We start from the raw sequence: 19,875 nt of genomic DNA, 5'->3' as shown, positions 1-19,875 counted from the left end.
AACCGTCCTCAGCACGGTTGAGTACGACGAGACGCGTCACGATTGCGAGCCTCGGTCGTTACCGGTCGCGCCTCGGCGCCTGACGCTTCGGCGCAGCACGAGCAGCGGCGTGGCCACGAAGCTCGTCACCGCGACCGCGAGGAGGATCACCGAGGTGAGCAGGAGCGCGGGCGCCTCCGTCATGGTGCTGAACGCGAAGCACCCCACCGCTACCGCGAGAAGAGCTGCCGGCACGAGCACGAGCGCGTCGGCCGGCGTGTAGGGCCGCGGCTCGGGATCGGGATCGAACCCGCCACTGAAGCCGGCGAAGTTGACGAAGCCGGTGAAGTCCTCAGCGTCGACGTCGCGCGGATCGATCACACCCATCCGGCGGGCGAGCTCGCGGTCGTAGCTCTCCCGGCGGACGGGATCGCCGAGCACCGCCCACGCGGCGTTGACCTCCACCATCGGGTCTCCGCTGCTTTCCGCCCGTACGTCGGGATGGTGCTCGCGCGCCATGCGGTGGTAGGCGCGCTTGACCTCTTCGGCCGATGCTGACGCCGACACCCCGAGGACGTCGTAGTGGGTTCTCAGGTGCCTCATGAGAATGTGGTCGCCTCTCGCACGGCCGCGAGCGCGTGGCCCAGCCGCTCGAAGGCCGGTTGGTGACGAATGAGCAGGCCCACCTGACCGGCCAACTTCAGCCGCCCGGTCGCGAACGCCTCCGCCGGGCTGAGGTCGCCGCGGCCGACCTCCGTCGCGGTCTCGTGGCTCTGCGTGATCACGACCTCCGCGTCGGGCGCCCGACCCGGGCCGATCTCCACGCTGCCGTCGCCCAGCCGCACATGCCAGGCCACGTCGCCGTCGGGCCCGTCCGTGACGACCTGCTGGACCGTGAGCGAGACGCCGGACGCGGCTGCCTGCACCCCCGGGTCGTCGCGGGCGGCGGCGGCCACCTGCTCGAGCCACTCGGCGCTGAGGAACCGGGCCATCGCCCCATCATGGCGCTGACTACCATCGCCCCACCATGAAGGACTTCGGGCGGGGCGCCAAGGTGTTCGACCACGACCCGGTGTCGGGCACGTGGCGCGCCATGGAGTCGCCCGACGACGTGCTCGAGCTCATGGGGTCGGGGGCCGAAGGGGTGGTGGCGCTCGTTCGCGATGCGGGCGCGACGTTCCTCGCGCCGATCTACCACGAACTCACCGCCGTCGTCTGCACGAGCGGCACACCGCGGAGCCACATCGGCATCGTGAGCCGCGAGTTCCAGGTGCCGTGCGTGATGGGCACCACCTTCGCCAGTGGCGAGCCGGGCAACGGCGACGCGGTCGAAGTCGACTGCTCCGGGCCCGAAGGCATCGTGCGTGCCTGAGTTGAGCGAGGTGAGCGACGTCAAGGCGGCGACCAACCGGTTGCTGGCCTGGCACTCGGGCATCAGCGGTGCGATGACGGCGGAGCGCACCAGCCTCGAGTCGAAGCTCATCCCGGTGTCGGCGTACATCGTCGTGGCCGCGGTCGAGTGCTGGTACCGCCACCCCGAGATGATGCGGGTGATCGACGCGGCCATGCCCGCAGAGGCGATCGGCGCCGCGGGCCGGCGTCCGGGATGTCGCGTCAACGCCGTACACCTCTGGTCGATCGCGAACATCTACCTCACCGGGCGCAAGGTGCTGAGCGCCTTCCAGCTGGCCGACGACCGACCCGAGCCCACCTGGACCGTCCTCGACTTCTGGGAGCGCGCCGCCCGCGCCTACCGCGGCGACGGCGAGGCGTTCGCGTGGGACGCCGGCTTCGTCCTCCGCCCGTACGGAGCGGAAGTGACCGACGCCCTGCTCGCGGGCGCGATTCCCGTCACCGACGAGCAGGCGCGGGCGCGGATCAAGCGCTTCAACGCGACCGTCGTCAACTATCTGTTCCTGCTGTACTTCGACACCCGGGTCGGCACGGCCGACACGGGCCCCTACCCGCTGCCCGACGGGCGCACCCTGCTCGTGCGCGACTTCTACCAGTTGGGCACGAGCGACTTCGACTGGTCGTCGGTCGCGCGCGACGTCCCCTACGACAACTTGACGGCTGCGCTCGTCCTCGACGACGTGAAGCTGCGGGTGAACGACTGGGGCACGAGCGTCACCGACCCCGAGGACTACCTCGACCGCCTCGTCGGCTTCGGTCTGTTCACGACGGACACGCCCGATCGCTCGTTGCGCCCGGTGCCGCTCGAGGAGCTCGACGCGATCGTCGGAGCCATCCGCACCGCGCAGGCCGCTCAGTATCGCAACGTGGTTGCGATGACGAGGGATCAGAAGATCGCATGCGGCGCGTACGTGTACTTCTCCTTCCTGCGTCCCTTCGCCGAGGTCGCCGGCGTCGCCGAGGCGCTCGACTGGACCGTCCCCCGGGACAGCCTCGGTCCCCTTTACGACGCCATGTCGATGTTCGAGGGAACCAACACCGCCCCGGACGACGAGGAGGCCTACTACGCGCCCATCGCCTGACGCCACCGACGAGCACCGCCACCAGCACGGGCCCGAGCGACTGTGGAGCGAGTCGTGGTACTTCGACTTCGCCAACGCCGACGGCACGCTCGGTGGCTACGTGCGCCTCGGACTCCTGCCCAACGAGCGGCGCGCCTGGTACTGGGCCTATCTGGTCGGCGAGGGCCGTCCCCTCGTGGCCGTGCGGGACCACGAGGCGCCGCTGCCAACGGGCGGGTCGTTGGAGGTGCGTGCCGAGGGGCTCTGGGCCGAGCTCGTCTGCGAGACACCCGACGACCACTGGAGCGTGAACCTCGAGGCGTTCGCTGTGGCCCTCGACGACCCGGCCGAGGCGTACCGCGGCGAGCGGGGTGACCGCACCGCGCTCGGGCTCGAGCTCGAGTGGGAGGCGGCCGGCGACATCTTCAGGTATCCCGGCATGACCCGCTATGAGCAGGCGTGCGCGGTCCACGGCCAGGTGCTCGTGGGCGACGAGCGCATCGCGTTCGACGGCTGGGGCGAGCGCGACCATTCGTGGGGCGTGCGCGACTGGTGGTCGATCCCGTGGTGTTGGACCTCGGGCCGGCTGGGCGACGGCACCGCCTTCCACGCCGCGACCACGCTCCTCGAGGGTGTCGACTGGCATCCCGGCTTCGTCGTCGTGCCGGGGACAACCGAAACCACCACGATCGACGGCTTCACCGTCGCAACCGACACGGGCGACGAGGGGCTCCCGATGGTGGCGCGCATGCGTCTGCACGACCTCGACCTCACGGTCGTCCCGCTCGCTCACGCGCCGGTGCTGCTCGAGGCCGCCGACGGGCGGGTCAGCCGTTTCCCCCGCTCGCTCTGCCGCTTCGACACCACCGACGGCCGGCGCGGCTACGGCTGGACGGAGTGGAACCAGCTCGGTTGATGGCGGCGGGCCCCGCCTCCGCTTCGCTTCGGCACCCGCCGCGTCCGGCGGGGACCCCAACCCCGCCGGCTGCGACACGCGGTTGCAGTTGCGCACTTCCAAGCGGCGGCGGAGGCGTGAGGTGCATAGCCTCGCGACCGGTCGTCACAGGGAGGTTGAGTGATGCGTGTCGTCGACATCATGCGCAAGAACGTGGTGACCATCGAGGCGGACAGCACGTTCTCGGAGGCGGCGCTGCTGTTGCAGGAGCACAGCATCTCGGCAGTGGTGGTGCTGGCCGAGAACGCTCCGAGGGGGATCATCACCGAGCGCGATTTCGTGACCCTCGTGGCCAATGGAGGCAACCCGGCAGCCGTCACGGTGGGCGACAGGATGACGACCGAGCTGGTCACGGTTCAACCCAAGACCGATCTGGCCGACGCGGCCCAGCTCATGTCGGACCATCACATCCGGCATCTACCGGTGGTCGAACGGGGCAGGCTCGTCGGGATCCTCTCGATACGAGACCCCGTGCTGCGGCACCCTGCCCTTCGTCGCGTCGATGAGGAACGCCGCCAGAGCGTTCAGGCGCGGCTCGCCGACACCATCACCGCCTTTGCCGGTTCGATGCCCTTCGTCTACCTCCATCTGGTGTGGTTCACAGTGTGGATCGCGCTCCGCCTCGAGAAGTACCCGTTCGGCTTGTTGACCATGATCGTCTCGCTCGAGGCGATCTTCCTGGCCACGTTCGTGATGATCAGCCAGAACCGGGCGGATGCCAAACGGCAGGCGCTGGCCGACCACCAGTGGGAGATGGTGCAGTACGAGGAGAAGCAGAACGAGGAGCTGCTGACGCTGTCCACGCAGATCCTCGACCTCACCGGGGCCATCCACACGCTTACGGTCGCGACGGAGGGCCGCAACGACGGGACGGTCAGACCCGGTTGTACAGGATCGCCCGCTTGACCTCTTCGATGGCCTGGGTGACCTTGATGTCGCGGGGACAGGCCTCGGAGCAGTTGAACGCGGTGCGGCAGCGCCAGACACCGGAGCGCTCGTTCAGGATGTCGAGGCGGTCGTTGGCGGCCTCGTCGCGCGAGTCGAAGATGAAGCGGTGGGCGTTGACGATCGCGGCGGGGCCCACGTACTGCGAGTTCCCCCAGTAGATCGGGCACGACGTCGTGCACGCCGCGCAGAGGATGCACTTGGTGGTGTCGTCGAAGCGGGCGCGGTCCTCGGGGCTCTGCCGGCGCTCCTTGTAGCCCGGGTCACCCGTGTTGACGAGATAGGGCATCACCGACCGGTACTGCTCGAAGAACGGCTCCATGTCGACGAGGAGGTCCTTGATGACGGGCAGGCCGCGGATGGGCTCCACCGTGATGGTGGTGCCCAGGTCGTCGATGAGCGCCTGACAGGCGAGCATGTTGGCGCCGTTGATGATCATCGCATCCGACCCGCAGACGCCGTGGGCGCACGAGCGGCGGAACGTCAGCGTCCCGTCGTGGCGCCACTTCGCGGCGTGGAGCGCGTCGAGCACGACCGATCGGAAGCGGCGCACCTCGACGTCGAACGTCTGCCAGTGCGGCTTGGTGTCGGCTTCGGGGTTGAAGCGCTTCACCTTCAGCTCGACGCGGATGTCGTCTTGCTCGGGCATCAGTATTTGCGCTCCATGGGTTCGTAACGCCCGAGCTGCACGGGCTTGTAGTCGAGGGTGACCTTGCCGTCGTCGGCCCGGCGCACGAGCGTGTGCTTCAGCCAGTTGGCGTCGTCGCGCGTCGGATGGTCGTCGCGGAAGTGGCCGCCCCGGCTCTCGGTGCGGGCCATGGCTCCGATCACCAGGCTCTCTGCCAGATCGATGAGGTACCCGAGCTCGAGCGCCTCCGTCAGGTCGAGGTTGAACGTCGAGCCCTTGTCGTCGATGTGGGCGTGCTCGTACCGGTCCTTCAGATCTTCGATCGTGTCGAGCACCGACTGCAGCGTCTCCTCCGTGCGGAACACCGATGCCTTCTCGGTCATCTCCGCCTGCAGGAGGTCGCGCATGTCGACGATCCGCTCTTCGCCGGTCGACGACTTCAGCTTGGCGATGCGTTCACGGACGTCGTCCTCGACGCCCTTGGGAGTGACGGCGGGATCGACGCTCGTCACGTAGTCGGCCATGGCCCGCCCTCCCCGCCGGCCGAAGACGACGATGTCGAGCAGCGAGTTGGTGCCGAGGCGATTGGCCCCGTGCACAGACACGCAGGCGCACTCACCCGCGGCGTAGAGACCCGGGAACACCGTGTCGTCGGCGTCGACGACCACCTCGCCTCTGATGTTGGTGGGGATGCCGCCCATCGCGTAGTGGGCGGTCGGTTGGATGGGGATGGGCTGAGTCTTCGGCTCGAGCCCGAGGTAGGTGCGTACGAAGTCGGTGATGTCGGGCAGCTTGGCGTCGATGAACTCGGGGGCGAGGTGCGTGAGGTCGAGGTGCACGTAGTCGCCGTCGGGCCCGATGCCGCGACCGGCGCGGATCTCGGTGAGGATGCAGCGCGACACCATGTCGCGGGGTGCCAGGTCCTTGATGGTCGGCGCGTAGCGCTCCATGAAGCGCTCGTTCTCGGAGTTGCGCAGGATGCCGCCCTCGGCGCGCGCTGCCTCCGACAGGAGGATCCCGAGCTTGTAGATGCCGGTGGGGTGGAACTGGAAGAACTCCATGTCCTCCATGGGGATGCCGCGCCGGTACAGCAACCCCGGTCCGTCGCCCGTTAGCGTGTGGGCGTTGGAGGAGATCTTGAACATCTTGCCGTAGCCACCGGTCGCGAAGAGCACTCCCTTGGTGTTGAAGACGTGGAGGTCGCCGGTGGCCAGCTCGTACGCGACGACCGCCGCCACGCGCCCGTCGACGAACGCGATGTCGAGGACCTGGAACTCGTTGAAGAAGTTGACGCCGCGGGCGACGCACTGCTGGAAGAGCGTCTGCAGGATCATGTGGCCCGTGCGGTCGGCGGAGTAGCACGAGCGGCGGACCGGCGCCTCGCCGTGGTTCCGGGTGTGGCCCCCGAAGCGGCGCTGGTCGATCTTGCCCTCGGGCGTGCGGTTGAACGGCATCCCGAAGTGCTCGAGCTCGATCACCGCGTCGATCGCCTCTCGGCACATCACCTCGGCCGCAGGTTGGTCGACGAGGTAGTCGCCACCCTTCACCGTGTCGAACAGGTGCCACTCCCACGAGTCGTCCTCGACGTTGGCCAGCGCCGCGCACATGCCTCCCTGCGCCGCGCCCGTGTGCGAGCGCGTCGGGTAGAGCTTGGTGAGCACCGCGGTGTGACACTTCCCGGCCGTCTCGATGGCGGCCCGGAGGCCGGCGCCTCCCGCGCCGACGATGACGGCGTCGTACGAGTGGTGGTGGACGTTCACGTGCGCATCCTCCCATCGCGACCGGCAACCTGAAAATCAGCCACGCAGAGGATCCTCGACGATGAGGGTCTCGTAGCGGTTCGACGTCTTGACGTTCTCGTGCTCCAGCTCGAGGTCGAGCACGAGCGGGCCCTCCTCGTCCGGCGCGACGGCCTGCACCGTCCCCACGAGCACGCAGCTGTCGGCGGCCACCGCCCCTTCCCACGCCCATGCGTGGTCGCCACCGGCCCATCGGAGGCGGGCCTGGACGCGCACTCCGTCGAGCGTGGCGCGCAGGTCGCTGACGACGTGCACGTCGAGGGTGATGGGATCGCCCGGTGCGTAGGTGGCGGCCGGGCGGTCGGCCACGACGATCACGGGCGCGCACGCCTCCTGCAGCGCCAGGTGACCGGCCTTGGGCACCCGTTGGTGGTCGAGCACCGACCACGTCACCGCGGGGTGCCCGTCGGCGAAGCAGAAGTGGCAGAAGCCGCCCGTCGGCCGGTACTTCAGGCGCCGCAGGGTCTCGACGTGGTGCTTGATCACCGCGGCCTGGTAGTGCTGGGTCGCCTGCCGCCACGCGTCGAGCGTGCGGTAGTCGGCCGGGGGGACGAAGCGGACGAAGATCGCCTTCTGCAGGGAGTGCGTGTGACGCAACCGGTCCCAGTCGAGGTCGGGCCACCGGTCGGGCTCCATGAACCCGTCGCTCGTCGGCACGGCCTGGGCGCCGAACTCCGACACGAAGCGGGCGAACCGGGGCCACGCAGCCAGGAACCGGGGCAGGTCGCGCTCGTCCCCGTGGTACCAACCGAAGTAGAGGTGCGCGTCGGTGCCACCCGAGCCGAGGCTGGGCCAGACGCCCGAGTGGGCGATCACCGGCCGCGTGGGGTCCGCCGTCTCGAGGGCCCGGCTCACCGAATGGTCGAGGACGGTCTTGTTCCACGTGGGCAGCTCCATCGACGCCACGAGCCGGCCCAGGCGCACGCCCTGCTCGGGGTCGAGGGTGAGCGGCTCGTTGTGGCCACACCACAGGGCGACCGACGGGTGGTGGCCGAGCAGATCGACGGCCTCGCGCGCCTGGCGGGCGGCCTGCTTGCGGATCCCCCGCGCGTACCCCCATTGCAGCGGCATGTCCTGCCACAACAGCAGCCCCGCCTCGTCGGCGGCGTCGTAGAGCTCGGCTCGCGTCACGTGCCCGTGGACGCGCAACAGGTCGAGGCCCGCCTCCTTGGCCAGTCGCACGTCGGTCGCGAGCTCGGCCGGCGTCGCGTCGGCGAGCGCCATGCGCGTCGGTCCCTGGTTCGATCCCTTGACGAAGAGGCGCTCACCGTTCACCGACAGCACCCAGCGCTTCATCTGGACCTGGCGCAGCCCGGTGCGAAAGGCGCGCCGGTCGCTCAACTCGTTCGGCTCGGTGAGCACCTCGACGGCCACGTCGCACAGCGGTTGCCCGCCGAGGGCGTGAGGCCACCAGAGGGCGGGTCGCGCGACGGTGACGGTCCACTCGACCTTGTTGGCGCCGGTCGCCAGCGGGTGCTCGACCTCGTGGTCGGTGCCACCAATCGTCGTGCGCAGCGTCACGGTTGTCGCTTCCGCCGCGTCGAGCTCCGCGGTGAACCCGACGACGGCGCGCACTTCGGTGGCCTCGCGACACAGCGTGCGCAGCCGGGTGATGCGTACCGTCCCCGTGTCGTGCAGGCGGACCGGACGCCAGATGCCTCCGGGGTTCCAGTCGGGGTCGAGGCAGTCCCAGTGCTCGAAGACGCCGGTGATGTTCCGCTTCGCGGTGCGGTCCTTCGACGGGGAGCAGGTGACCTCGACGGCCAGGCGATGCTCCCGACGCTCGAGCATCGCCTGGGTGACGTCGAACGTGTGGGGGAAGAAGTAGCCCTCGGTGTCGCCGACGTAGGCGCCGTCGAGCCAGACGTCGCCCAGGTAGAAGAGCCCCTCGAGGGTGAGCCAGACCCGCCGGTCCGGCGCCGGCCGCGGGAAGTCGAACTGCCGACGGTAGAGCACGGGGCCGTCTTCCTCCGCGAACGCGGGCGACGAGCGCCAGTGGCCGGGAACGTCGACTTCGGGCCACCCGGAGTCGTCCAGCTCGCCGCTGGGGAACGCCCGGCGAAGGTCGTCGTCGGCCACCTGCGCCCGCCAGGTGCCCGACAGGTCCACGGCCCGCAGGCTAGCGCCGGAACGTAGCCGTCGAGCCGAGGGTAGCTTTGGCGCCATGTCTCGCCCCGCCACCCTCGGACAGCTGCGCGAGTCGGGTTGGGAGTCCGTGCCCGTCAAGGAAGAGGTGCGGCGCAACGCGGCCGCGCGCATCGCGTCGGGCGAGCCATTGGTCGCCGGCGTGATCGGTTTCGACGACAGCGTGCTCCCCCAGCTGGAGAACGCGCTCCTCGCGGGGCACGACGTGATCTTTCTCGGCGAACGCGGCCAGGCCAAGACACGCATGATCCGCGCGCTGACCGCTCTGCTCGACGAATGGCTGCCGATCGTCGCCGGCTCGGAGATCAACGACAACCCGTTCGCCCCGGTCTCGCGACACGCGCGCGACGTCATACGCGAGCACGGCGACGACACCTCGATCGAGTGGGTGCACCGCGACACCCGCTTCGGCGAGAAGCTCGCCACTCCCGACACGTCGATCGCCGACCTGATCGGTGAGGTCGACCCCATCAAGGTGGCCGAGGGTCGCTATCTCTCCGACGAGCTCACGCTCCACTACGGCCTGGTCCCCCGCACGAATCGCGGCATCTTCGCCATCAACGAGCTGCCCGACCTCGCCGAGCGCATCCAGGTCGGGCTGCTCAACGTGCTGGAGGAGCGCGACGTGCAGGTCCGTGGCTACAAGATCCGGCTGCCCCTCGACGTGATGCTCGTCGCGTCGGCCAACCCCGAGGACTACACCAACCGGGGCCGCATCATCACGCCGCTCAAGGACCGGTTCGGGGCTCAGATCCGCACGCACTACCCGCTCGACGTCGAGACCGAGCTCGCCGTCGTGCGCCAAGAGGCACACGCGCTCGACCAGAGCGCACTGCGGGTGCAGGTGCCCGACTTCATGTCGGAGGTCGTGGCCACGCTGACCCACCTGGCCCGGTCCAGCCCCCACGTCAACCAGCGCTCGGGCGTGTCCGTTCGGCTCTCGATCGCAAACTACGAGACGCTCGTTGCCAACGCGACGCGTCGCGCGCTGCGGCTCGGCGAGCCCGACGTGGTGCCGCGCGTGAGTGACCTCGAGGCGCTCGCCGCGTCCACCGCGGGGAAGGTCGAGATCGAGAGCCTCGAGGACGGGCGCGACGAAGCCGTCGTCGAGCGCCTCATCAAGGCGGCGGTGCTCACCGTGTTCAAGGCGCGTTGCCCGATCGAGCGGTTCTCCGAGCTGCTGCTCGTCTTCGACGAGGGCACGGTGATCCACGCGGGCGACGATGTGCCGTCGAAGGACTACGTCGACTCCCTGTCCCGGCTCCCCGCGCTGCGCGCGTCGGTCACCGAGCTGGCCGGGAGCGAGACGCCGGCCGCCATCGCCAGCGCGGTCGAGTTCGTGCTCGAGGGCCTGCATCTCTCGAAGCGTTTGAACAAGGAGGCCGTGGGCGCTCGCGCAACGTACCGCGGTCGCGGCTAGCCGCGCGATGAGCACGGCCCGTGCGTGTCCAGGCGACTTTCGTGCCCGAAAAAACCGCCCGACCATGCGCGCGGCCAGGGCCCTTTGCCCTACACTCAGTGGCGGAACCGGAGTGCGCAGGATCGAAGGAGGGGGATCGGAGTGGGGCTGATGGACCGTTTGCAGGCTGCCCGGCAGATGCGCGCGGACGGCTCCCAACACACCGTCGACCTGACGGCTGCGGAGCTCGGGGGCGAGACGCCGCCGAAGCCCAGGCTCGAGTGGGGCCGCCCGAGCCGCTGCCCGGAGTGCAACGGTCGCGGGTACCTCGACCACATCGACATGGTCGACCGCATCATGTACGAGCACTGCACCGAGTGCGGGCACAAGTGGACGATCACGCAGGCCCAGACCCAGGCCTCCCAGGCGTAGCCGCCATCCCTGCCCCACCAGACCGTACGCGGAGGCATCGCCTACCCTGAGGCCATGCCCCGGGGCTTCCACTACTCACGCTGGGACGGCACCCAGGTCGGCTTCGAGCTCGATGCCGACAGCGTCCTCGCCGAGATCACCGACGACCTGCTGTACCACGGTGACCTCAACGCGGCCCTGCGTCGCATGCTCCAATCGGGCTTCCGCGACCAGAACGGCGAGCGACTCGCCGGCATCCGCGAGTTGCTCGAGCGTCTCCGCAGGCGGCGGCGCGACGAGCTCGAGCGCTACGACCTCGGCGGGGTCTACGACGACATCGCCCAGGAGCTGCGCGACGTGGTCGAGATGGAGCGCTCGGGCATCGACGAGCTCGAGCAGGAGGCGCGCGACTCGGGCGACGAACGCCGGCGCGAGATCACCGAGCAGGTGGCGTCCGAGCGTCGCGCCCAACTCGACATGCTGCCGCCCGACCTGGCCGGCATGGTGCGGGAGCTGAGCGACTACGACTTCACCTCCTCGGAGGCGCGGGAACGCTTCGACGAGCTGGTCGACAAGCTCAAGCAACAGCTCATGCAGAGCTACTTCAACCAGATGGCCGGGGCGATGAGCGACGTGAGCCCCGAGCACATGGCGCGCATGAAGGACATGTTCAGCGCGCTCAACCAGCTGCTCGAGATGCGCGAGGCCGGCCAGGACACCCAGCCCGCGTTCGAGCGCTTCATGGCCGAGTTCGGCGATTTCTTCCCGGGGAACCCGCAGAACCTCGACGAGCTCCTCGAGCAGATGGCCGAGCAGATGGCGGCCATGCAGGCGATGCTCAACTCGATGACGCCCGAGCAGCGGGCGCAGCTCCAGGGGCTCGCGCAACAGCTGCTCGAGGACATGGACCTGCGGTGGCAGGTCGACCAACTGTCCGACCACCTGCGCCAGGCCTTTCCGCAAGCCGGCTGGGACAAGCGGTACCAGTTCTCGGGCCAGGACCCGTTGGGCTTCGCCGAGGCGGCGCAGCTCATGGACCAGCTGGGCGACATCGACCAGCTCGAGAACCTGCTGCGCTCGGCGACATCACCCGGTGCGCTGGCCGAGGTCGACCTCGACGCGGCGCGCAACCTGCTCGGCGACGACGCGGCGCGCAGCCTCGAGCGGTTGGCGGAGCTGGCCCGGATGCTCGAGGAGGCGGGGCTGATCGAGCAGCGGGAGGGCCGCTTCGAGCTCACGCCCCGCGGGATGAGGCGCATCGGCCAGAACGCGCTCTCCGACCTGTTCGACAAGCTCTCCCACGATCGGATCGGGCGTCACGAGGTCGACCGGACGGGTGTCGGCCACGAGCGGGCGTACGAGACGAAGGGCTACGAGTTCGGCGATCCGTTCAACCTCCACATCGAACGCACCGTGCGCAACGCGATCCAGCGGCAAGGTCGTGGCACACCGGTGCGCCTCCAACCCGACGACTTCGAGGTCGAGCGCACCGAGACGCTCACGCAGTCGAGCACCGTGCTCATGCTCGACCTGTCGCTCTCGATGCCCATGCGCGACAACTTCCTCGCGGCGAAGAAGGTCGCGATGGCGTTGCACTCGCTCATCTCGTCGCAATTCCCGCGCGACTTCCTTGGCATCGTCGGATTCAGCGAGGTGGCGCGCGAGCTCAAGCCGCAGCAGCTGCCCGAGGTGTCATGGGACTTCGTCTACGGCACGAACATGCAGCACGCGTTCCTGCTCAGCCGGCGCATGCTGGCCCGTCAGACCGGCTCGAAGCAGATCATCATGATCACCGACGGCGAGCCTACGGCTCACATCCAGGCCAACGGTGACGTCTTCTTCAACTACCCACCCGTGCGCGAGACGGTCGACGCCACCCTGAAGGAGGTGGCCCGCTGCACGCGCGACGGTGTGCGCATCAACACGTTCATGCTCGACGCCACCAGCTACCTGCGCGACTTCGTCGAACGCCTCACCCAGCTCAACCGCGGGCGAGCGTTCTTCACCACGCCGGAGACGCTCGGCAACTACGTGCTGGTGGACTTCATCGAGCAGCGTCGCGCCATGCAGCGACGCGGCCCGCGCTCAGCCTGACCCGCGCGCCAGGCGCTGCTCGTAGAGGTGCAGGGTGCGCTCGTCGAACGCGACCAACCGCACCACGTCGACGGTGGTCGGGGTGGTGCGGATGGTGTCGACGGCGACGGTGGCGGCCTCCTCGGGTGGATAGCCGTAGATGCCCGTCGAGATGGCGGGGAACGCGATCGACTTCGCGCCGAGCTCCTCCGCGACCTCNNCGCCGTGGCGACCGTCGCGGTAGCGCGGCCCGACCGCATGGATGATCCAGCGGGCGGCCAGCCCGAAGCCGGGTGTCGCCTTGGCCTCGCCGGTGGCGCAGCCGCCGAGCGCGGCGCACGCCTCGTGCAGCTCGCGGGCGCCGGCCGCCCGGTGGATCGCGCCGTCGACCCCACCACCCCCGGCCAGGGCCTGGTTGGCGGCGTTCACGATCGCGTCGACGTGCTCCTGCGTGATGTCGCCCCGCACGGCCTCAACCCGCACGGCCGTCACCCTACGGCTGTCACCGGTCTCGCACTGCACCGTCTTCGAGCGAAAAAACGCTCTCTGTGCTCACTTACTCACGATTCGCGCGCGAGACTCGGGTTTCAGCTTGCAAAGACCCTCCGATCGGGGGATGATCACACCGTTGTAATTACATCGGTGCCATCAGCCGATCGAGGGGAGGCGCCACCGATGCCAGCCCAAAATGCGATGCCCCAGAATGCGATGCAGAGCCAGAACGCCCTGCGCGCGGGGAGCACGCCGGCGAGCTCGGTCCTGCAGCATCGGGCCCAGCCCGATCAACCGCCCGAGGAGCGGTCGTGGCACGACCAGGCGAACTGCCTGGGCGTCGACCCCGACCTCTTCTTCCCCGAGCGCGGCGCGTCGACGCGGGAGGCCAAGGAGGTCTGCCGCGGGTGCGTCGTGCGCGAGGCCTGCCTCGAGTACGCGTTGACCAACGGCGAGAAGTTCGGCATCTGGGGGGGAATGAGCGAACGCGAGCGGCGCCGCCTGCGCCGGGCCCGCGCGCTGGCCCGCCGGGGCCTCGGCCCGACCGGCGCGGCGTCCGCTTAGGGCGCCCGCCCCAGCCGCGCCTCGATGGTGCGCGCGGGATCGAGGTCGAGCTCCTTCCACCGTGCCCTCGGCACGGCCGCGAGCACACCCCTGGGCAGCAGGCCCACCACCTCGGCGCGAACGACTCCGGTCCCGAGCGCCCGGGCGTGGCGAGCCACCTCGTCGTAGGCCTGGGCGGGGCCGACCTCGACGGGGTCGATCAGGTTCATCGACACCTGCACGTGGTCGCCGACACCGAGCGCGAGTGATCGCACGACCGGGCCGCGCACAGCCGACGCGATCGCCCGGGCGACGGCCCGGCTCGTCCCCTCGCGGAGCCAGACGTTGTACGCGACGAGGACGGGACGGGTGCCGACGCACGTGGCACCTGCGCTCGGGTGCGGGAGCACGGGGCCCGTGCCCGGCCACAGGGTGCGGAACGCCCGGCGCCGCACCTCGGGCAACGAGATGTGGGCGCCGTACAGGAAGCACGGCACCCCGAGCGCGTCGCTCATCCACCCTGCGAAACGCACCTGCGCGGCGCGCGCGTCGGCCGGGGTCGTCGCGCCGAGGGGCACGAACGGGACCACGTCGACCGCCCCGAGCCTCGGGTGCACGCCGCGGTGCGACCGCAGGTCGACGACCGACACCGCCATGAACGAGAGCGCACGGGCGGCCGCCTCGACGCCGGCACCCGCGAGCGTGAGCACCGACCTGTGGTGGTGGGGGTCGGTGTGCACGTCGAGGAGGCATGCGCCGGCTGCAGCCGCCACCGCCGCGATGGCGCTGTCGCGACGACCCTCGCTCACGTTGATCACGCACTCGAGCACCCGCTCGGCTCCCTGTGGCTACGTGCCCGGAAGGACACCCCGTCTCTCCAGACCTCCGGTTCGCCTCTCGCTCTACGCTCGCGCACCCCATGGACATCGGGCTCGCTCTGCCGCAGTTCGACTTCTCGGTGCCGGGCGAGCAGCCGCTGCGCTGGCGCACGGTGCTGCACTGGGCCGCGAAGGCCGAGGCGCTCGGGTTCGGCTCGGTCTGGGTCGCCGATCACCTCTTCTTCAGCATCGAGAAGTACGGCGGCCCGCCCGGAGAGCACGGCGTCTACGACCCGATCGTGGTGCTGGGAGCGCTCGCGCGCGCCACGTCGCGCGTGCGACTGGGGACGCTCGTGCTCTGCGCCCAGCTCCGTCCGCCGCTGGTGCTGGCCAAGGCGCTCGCCACCCTCGACGTGATGAGTGGAGGGCGGGTCACGGTGGGCCTCGGCGCGGGTTGGTACGAGCGCGAGTACGCGGCGGCCGGCATCCGGTTCGAGCGACCGGGCGTGCGCGTAGCTCAGCTCGCCGAGGTGGTCCAGATCGTGAACCGGCTGCTCACCGGCGACGAGGTCACGTTCCGGGGCCGGCACTACCAGGTGGACGGAGCGCGCGTGCGCCCGCAGGCGCGACAGCGGCCGCGCCAGCCGATCTGGGTCGGCGGCAAGGGTGACGCGCTGCTCCGGGTGTGCGCCGCCCACGCCGACGGCTGGAACACGGTGTGGAGCTGGACCTTCGACGACTACCGCCGGCGCGCCAGGTTCCTCGACGTTGCCTGCGAGCGTGCGGGTCGCGACCCCGTCGAGGTCGCGCGGTCGCTCGGGCTCTTCGCGCTGGTCGGCGAGACAGCATCGGACCTCGCCCGCCGCTACGAGCGCCTGCAGCGGCTCACGCCGGCGGGTGTGCTCGACAGCGTTCCGCTCGCCGAGTGGCGCCAGGGCCGTCTGGTCGGCACGGTCGAGGAGGTGCGCGAGCAATTGCAACGGTGGCGAGGGCTCGGAGTCTCGACCCTCATCGTGGGAGCGGGTGCCCTCCCGTTCGTCGTGGCCAGTCCCGACGACGTGGAGATGGTCGCCGCGGCCTGTAGCCTGGGCGCACCATGAATTTCGGACCAACCGAAATGATCATCCTCCTCGTGATCGTGCTGCTGCTCTTCGGCGCGGCCAAGCTCCCGAAGCTGGCCCGGTCGATGGGCGAGGCCCAACGGGAGTTCAAGAAGGGCCTGCGCGACAACGACGAGCCGCCTCCACCGGCCGACGAGAAGATCACCATGACGCGGGCCGAGCTCGACGCGATGCTGGCCGAGCGCGAGACCAAAGCTCCCAAAGACGGCAATCCCGCATAAGCCGGGAACCGACGGCTACGGGCCGTCGTTGTCATGGCGGATGACGGGATACCCACCTGGGAGGAGGTCGCCCGGACCTACGGGCGGTTCCTCTACACGGTGGCCTATCGCCTGACCGGCAATGACGACGATGCGCAAGATCTCGTACAAGACGTGCTGCTTCGGGTTCGACGGGGCCTCGAGACGTACCGCCCGGGCTCGCTGGAGGGCTGGTTGAGCAGGATCACGACCAACGCCTTCCTCGACGATCTCCGGCGGCGCCGGCGCCGGCCGCTCGACGCGCTGCCCGACGACCCCGACCGCGCCGTGCCTCCCGCAATCGGCGCGGACGAGACGTCGGCGGCCGAGTCCATCTCCGACGAGGTGCAGGCCGCGTTGACCCATTTGCCAGACGAGTACCGGGCCGCGGTCGTCCTGTGCGACGTCGTGGGCTTGTCCTACGAGGAGATCGGCGAGGCTCTCGGCATCCCGGTCGGCACGGTGCGGAGCCGCATCCACCGCGGCCGGCGTCAGCTACGGGAGGGGCTCGCATGACCGGTCCGGGAGACCGGTCCATGGGTGGAGCCGGTCCGGGAGACCGGTCCATGGGTGGAGCCGGTGCGGGAGACCGGTCCATGGGTGGAGCCGGTCCCCACGCGGCCGAGGCCCTCAGCGCCCTGCTCGACGCCCAGCTGGCGGCGGCGGACGAGCAGGTCGTGCGGGCTCACCTGGCCGGCTGTCCGGCCTGCGCAGCCGAGCTTCGACAGGTGGAGATGGCTCGTTCGTGGGTGCGCGGGCTGCCGCCCGTCGACCCACCGTTCGGCTTCTACGAGCGACTGCTCGATACCCCGCGACGGCGGCGTTGGGCGGCGGCGTCGCTGGCGGCGGCTGCCGCTGCGTCGGTGGCCTTCATGGGGGTCCTGCCGGCGCGTGAGGCGCCGGTGAAGCCCGCCGTCGCGACACTCATCCGCACCCATGCCGTCACCGCCTCGGTCGATGGCGATCCGGTCAGCCAGTTGGCGACCGCGGGCGTGCCGGTGAGCTTCCGGCCGTGAAGGCGCTCGTAGGGGCGGCCGCTCTCGCGGTCATCGTGGGAGGCGCGGCGGCCGGACCGGTTGCGGCCGACTCCGAGACCGCCCTCGATCAGGCGCGCCGTTCGGCCCAGGCGTCGTCGTTCTCGGGTGTGGTCGACGTCGTGTGGCGCGACGGCAAGGTGATGCGGGAGCGCCAACTCACGGTCAAGGCCGCGGGCGGTGTGCTGCTCTTCGGCGGGCCGACCCCGCTCATGGCGCTGGACCAGGCCCGCCTCGTGCACGAGGACGCGGCGTGGGACGTGCTGTGGCCCGCCGCGTTCGCGCGCCTGAGCCGGCCCGACAGCGGCACGAAGTACGAGCAGCGGGTGTCGGTCGGCCCCAAGATGCTCGGGTACGACACGATCATCGTCGACATCCGGCGCGGCGAGCGGGTGCGCGAGCGCCTGTACGTCGAGCAGTTCTTCGGGTTGTTGCTGCGCCGGGAGCAGTTCGACGACAGGGGCCGGATTCAGCGCTCGGTGGGCTTTCGTGAGCTCCGAATCGATGCCGCCGCGCCGCCGTTGCCGCGGCCCGTGAGCACGGCCACCCGGGCGCTGCGCTCGGTAGCGGTCGACGAGCTGCACGGTGCCTACTCGGCACCCGTCGTGCTCGGCGACGGCTACCGGCGCACCGGGGCGTTCCGGCAGGGGGACGTCGTCCAGGTGGTCTACAGCGACGGCATCTACGACCTGTCAGTGTTCGAGCAGCGAGGCCGACTGGGTTCGAAGGCGGCCCCCCGAGGGGGGAGGCCGGTGCGGATCGCAGGCGCGAAGGGCTGGCACTACACGTGGCCGGGCGGCCAGCTCATCCTGTGGCAGGCGGGTCGCACCGTCTACACCGTGGTGGCCGACGCCCCCTACGACGACGTGGTGGGTGCCATCCGCACCGTGAAGGGCTCGTCCGGCCCGTCGGTTGCCTACCGGTTCCGGCAGGCGTGCCGTTCGCTGGTGGCGACCTTCACCGACGACCGGTGAGGTCGGGTGAGGCGTCAGGCGTGGCCGTTGGCGGTGTGGGCGAGCCGCCGTTTGCGGGCGATGCGCCGCCGCTCGCGTTCCGAGGTACCACCCCACACTCCGTGGTCGACGCGGTTCCGCAGCGCGTACTCGAGGCAGGGCGCCTGCACCGGGCAGGTCGCACAGATGCGTCGGGCCAACTCGACCCCGACGCCGTCGCTGGGGAAGAACGTCGACGGCGGATGGTCACGACAGTTCCCCTGGCCCATCCAGTTGGTGCTCATCGGCTCGCGGCCTTCCTCTCTCCCTCACCTCTCAACGGGGGCGTGCGGTGAGTGGTTCCCCGGAGGGGGTACGGAGGAACAGACGATCCTGGACCGGCGTTGGTTTGCTGCTGTGACCGGTGACGAGGCGGGCGACCAGGCGGGCGAAACCGAGCCAGGAGAGCCGCAGTCAGGTGACGCGCGGATTCGGGAGACGCCGTTCGATCCCACCCGAACCCTGCCGCTCGCGACCGAGCCGACCTCCGAGCCACCGTACGAGCCGCCACCCGCGGCGACTCCCGCCCTGCCGTTCGCCCCGTCGGCCGACCCCCGTCGCGGACCGCGCCAGACCTGGCTCGTCGCCGCGCTCGTCGGTGCGGTCGTGGGCGCGCTGGTCGGTGGGGGCATCGTGTACGCGACGCGCGACGACTCGCCGGCTCCGCAGGTCGTCACGTTCGGCCGCAACACCAGCCGTTTCGCCAAGCCGCGCGACATCCAGGGGATCCTGAGTCGGGTGCAGCCGGCCGTCGTGGCCATCAGCACGCGGGGCTTTCAGCAAGACGAGTTCTTCAACGTCGTGCCCAGTCAGGGCGCGGGTACCGGGATGATCATCACGTCCGGCGGCGAGGCGCTCACCAACGCCCACGTCGTCGGCAACGCCAACTCGATCAAGGTGAAGCTGGCGAACGGCGAGACCAAGGACGCGGATCTCGTCGGCACCGACCCTGTGGCCGACCTCGCGCTGATCAAGATCCGAGACGTACGCGACCTCCCCACGGTCGACCTCGGTCGCTCGTCCGCGCTCCGGGTGGGCGACTCGGTCGTCGCCATCGGCAACGCGTTGGCCCTGCCGGGCGGTCCGACCGTGACCGAGGGGATCGTGTCCGCCCTCGACCGCACGATCGGCACCCGTAGCGATCGCCTCGAGCACCTCATCCAGACCGATGCGGCGATCAACCCCGGGAACTCCGGTGGGCCGCTGGTCAACGCGGACGGACAGGTCATCGGTATCAACACGGCGGTGCTGCAGCAGACCGGTAGCGACGCGGTCGCCCAGAACATCGGTTTCGCCATCGCGATCGACACGATCAAGCCCCGGATCGAAGAGCTCCGTACAGGCAACGGGACGAGCGCGTTCCTCGGTCTGAGCACGATTCCTGTCGACGAGGCGGTGCGGGCGCGCTACGGCCTCGAGACGTCGAAGGGCGCGCTCGTGATCGACGTGACCGCGGGTTCGGCTGCGGAGCGCGCCGGTGTGCGGCAAGGCGACGTCATCGTCGGCATCGGGACCGACGACATCTCCTCCGCCACCGACCTCACCACCGCGGTCCGCAAGCACAAGCCCGGTGATCGGGTCGAGCTGAGGTGGAAGCGGGGGGCCGGCGACCAGTCGGCGAATGTCGAGCTGGGCTCGGCGACGTCAGGGGGTCGCTAGGTGTAGTGCCTAGCTACGTTGCCGACGCGGTGCATGGGCGGGCCACCGATCGCGGTGTGGTGTCGGTGATGGTTGTAGATGTGCAGCCAGCGCACAAGGGCACGGACTCGTCGGCCCTCTGAGGTCCACGTGCGCGCGTAAGCCCACTCGGCCAAGAGGGTGCGGTTGA

21 protein-coding genes and 1 pseudogene are annotated in these 19,875 nt (G+C 70.0%); 14 read left to right on the top strand and 8 right to left on the bottom strand.

Features of this window, described 5'->3' with window-relative positions:
• Positions 1-36 precede the first annotated feature (36 nt).
• Both E6G06_19280 and E6G06_19275 read right to left on the bottom strand, forming a co-directional pair.
• On the bottom strand, positions 37-582 hold the full coding sequence (locus E6G06_19280; protein ID TML86911.1) for a J domain-containing protein: 546 nt from the start codon (positions 580-582) through the stop codon (positions 37-39).
• Entirely contained in the window at positions 579-971 is a 393-nt protein-coding gene (locus tag E6G06_19275; protein ID TML86910.1) for an SCP2 sterol-binding domain-containing protein, read from the bottom strand. Before E6G06_19275 ends, E6G06_19280 begins: the two co-directional genes overlap by 4 nt.
• Positions 972-1,006: 35 nt before the next feature.
• On the opposite strand from E6G06_19275, the gene E6G06_19270 reads away from it, so the two are divergent.
• The 4 genes and pseudogenes from E6G06_19270 to E6G06_19255 all read left to right on the top strand — a co-directional run bounded on the left by E6G06_19270 (position 1,007) and on the right by E6G06_19255 (position 4,314).
• A complete protein-coding gene (locus tag E6G06_19270; protein ID TML86909.1) occupies positions 1,007-1,351 on the top strand; it encodes a hypothetical protein in 345 nt (114 codons plus the stop codon).
• Positions 1,344-2,474 carry a hypothetical protein gene (locus tag E6G06_19265; protein TML86908.1) on the top strand — a complete coding sequence of 377 codons (1,131 nt, stop codon included), beginning with the start codon at positions 1,344-1,346 and terminating at the stop codon, positions 2,472-2,474. The genes E6G06_19270 and E6G06_19265 overlap by 8 nt, the downstream gene beginning before the upstream one ends.
• A pseudogene (locus tag E6G06_19260) lies at positions 2,473-3,369 on the top strand (hypothetical protein). Before E6G06_19265 ends, E6G06_19260 begins: the two are co-directional and overlap by 2 nt.
• Before the next feature lie 162 nt (positions 3,370-3,531).
• Complete coding sequence (locus E6G06_19255) at positions 3,532-4,314, top strand: CBS domain-containing protein (protein ID TML86907.1); 783 nt, start codon at positions 3,532-3,534, stop codon at positions 4,312-4,314.
• Here the strand turns inward: E6G06_19255 and E6G06_19250 are convergent.
• The 3 genes from E6G06_19250 to E6G06_19240 are packed head-to-tail and all read right to left on the bottom strand — an operon-like array spanning position 4,283 to position 9,039.
• Positions 4,283-5,002, bottom strand: a complete 720-nt coding sequence (locus tag E6G06_19250; protein ID TML86906.1) for a succinate dehydrogenase iron-sulfur subunit — start codon at positions 5,000-5,002, stop codon at positions 4,283-4,285. The genes E6G06_19255 and E6G06_19250 overlap by 32 nt on opposite strands.
• A complete protein-coding gene (locus E6G06_19245) occupies positions 5,002-6,741 on the bottom strand; it encodes a succinate dehydrogenase flavoprotein subunit (GenBank protein ID TML86905.1) in 1,740 nt (579 codons plus the stop codon). The genes E6G06_19250 and E6G06_19245 overlap by 1 nt, the downstream gene beginning before the upstream one ends.
• A 36-nt stretch (positions 6,742-6,777) precedes the next feature.
• Complete coding sequence (locus E6G06_19240; protein ID TML86904.1) at positions 6,778-9,039, bottom strand: hypothetical protein; 2,262 nt, start codon at positions 9,037-9,039, stop codon at positions 6,778-6,780.
• On the opposite strand from E6G06_19240, the gene E6G06_19235 reads away from it, so the two are divergent.
• From E6G06_19235 to E6G06_19225, 3 genes are all read left to right on the top strand, one after another.
• Positions 8,945-10,345, top strand: coding sequence for a magnesium chelatase (locus E6G06_19235; protein ID TML86903.1), 1,401 nt, complete (start codon positions 8,945-8,947; stop codon positions 10,343-10,345). The genes E6G06_19240 and E6G06_19235 overlap by 95 nt on opposite strands.
• A gap of 150 nt (positions 10,346-10,495) precedes the next feature.
• Entirely contained in the window at positions 10,496-10,756 is a 261-nt protein-coding gene (locus tag E6G06_19230) for a hypothetical protein (GenBank protein ID TML86902.1), read from the top strand.
• Positions 10,757-10,810: 54 nt separating this feature from the next.
• Positions 10,811-12,829 (top strand): hypothetical protein, encoded by a 2,019-nt coding sequence (locus tag E6G06_19225; protein TML86901.1) that lies wholly within the window; start codon positions 10,811-10,813, stop codon positions 12,827-12,829.
• Here E6G06_19225 and E6G06_19220 read toward each other — a convergent pair.
• Positions 12,821-13,291, bottom strand: coding sequence for a hypothetical protein (locus E6G06_19220; protein TML86900.1), 471 nt, complete (start codon positions 13,289-13,291; stop codon positions 12,821-12,823). The two genes, E6G06_19225 and E6G06_19220, sit on opposite strands and share 9 nt — an antisense overlap.
• Before the next feature lie 192 nt (positions 13,292-13,483).
• Here E6G06_19220 and E6G06_19215 point away from each other — a divergent pair, with 192 nt between their 5' ends.
• A complete protein-coding gene (locus E6G06_19215; GenBank protein TML86899.1) occupies positions 13,484-13,864 on the top strand; it encodes a WhiB family transcriptional regulator in 381 nt (126 codons plus the stop codon).
• Here the strand turns inward: E6G06_19215 and E6G06_19210 are convergent.
• Positions 13,861-14,673 (bottom strand): hypothetical protein, encoded by an 813-nt coding sequence (locus tag E6G06_19210; protein TML86898.1) that lies wholly within the window; start codon positions 14,671-14,673, stop codon positions 13,861-13,863. The genes E6G06_19215 and E6G06_19210 overlap by 4 nt on opposite strands.
• A gap of 89 nt (positions 14,674-14,762) precedes the next feature.
• Between E6G06_19210 and E6G06_19205 the strand changes: the two genes are divergently transcribed.
• Genes E6G06_19205 through E6G06_19185 form a run of 5 tightly spaced genes read left to right on the top strand, consistent with a single transcriptional unit; the run spans position 14,763 to position 18,029 of the window.
• Positions 14,763-15,761 (top strand): LLM class flavin-dependent oxidoreductase, encoded by a 999-nt coding sequence (locus tag E6G06_19205; GenBank protein ID TML86897.1) that lies wholly within the window; start codon positions 14,763-14,765, stop codon positions 15,759-15,761.
• The gene (locus E6G06_19200; GenBank protein ID TML86896.1) at positions 15,758-16,003 is read left to right on the top strand and encodes a twin-arginine translocase TatA/TatE family subunit; all 246 of its coding nucleotides are present in this window, start codon (positions 15,758-15,760) and stop codon (positions 16,001-16,003) included. Before E6G06_19205 ends, E6G06_19200 begins: the two co-directional genes overlap by 4 nt.
• A 33-nt stretch (positions 16,004-16,036) precedes the next feature.
• Positions 16,037-16,537 (top strand): sigma-70 family RNA polymerase sigma factor, encoded by a 501-nt coding sequence (locus E6G06_19195; protein ID TML86895.1) that lies wholly within the window; start codon positions 16,037-16,039, stop codon positions 16,535-16,537.
• Positions 16,534-17,037, top strand: a complete 504-nt coding sequence (locus E6G06_19190) for a hypothetical protein (protein ID TML86894.1) — start codon at positions 16,534-16,536, stop codon at positions 17,035-17,037. The genes E6G06_19195 and E6G06_19190 overlap by 4 nt, the downstream gene beginning before the upstream one ends.
• The gene (locus E6G06_19185) at positions 17,034-18,029 is read left to right on the top strand and encodes a hypothetical protein (GenBank protein ID TML86893.1); all 996 of its coding nucleotides are present in this window, start codon (positions 17,034-17,036) and stop codon (positions 18,027-18,029) included. Before E6G06_19190 ends, E6G06_19185 begins: the two co-directional genes overlap by 4 nt.
• A gap of 14 nt (positions 18,030-18,043) precedes the next feature.
• Here E6G06_19185 and E6G06_19180 read toward each other — a convergent pair whose 3' ends face one another.
• A complete protein-coding gene (locus E6G06_19180) occupies positions 18,044-18,277 on the bottom strand; it encodes a WhiB family transcriptional regulator (protein ID TML86892.1) in 234 nt (77 codons plus the stop codon).
• On the opposite strand from E6G06_19180, the gene E6G06_19175 reads away from it, so the two are divergent.
• On the top strand, positions 18,195-19,706 hold the full coding sequence (locus E6G06_19175; GenBank protein TML86891.1) for a PDZ domain-containing protein: 1,512 nt from the start codon (positions 18,195-18,197) through the stop codon (positions 19,704-19,706). The two genes, E6G06_19180 and E6G06_19175, sit on opposite strands and share 83 nt — an antisense overlap.
• The last annotated feature ends 169 nt before the right edge of the window (positions 19,707-19,875 follow it).

This window comes from Actinomycetota bacterium (assembly GCA_005888325.1).
Taxonomy (GTDB): Bacteria; Actinomycetota; Acidimicrobiia; order Acidimicrobiales; family AC-14; genus AC-14.
This window is presented reverse-complemented; position numbering and strand designations above follow the sequence as displayed.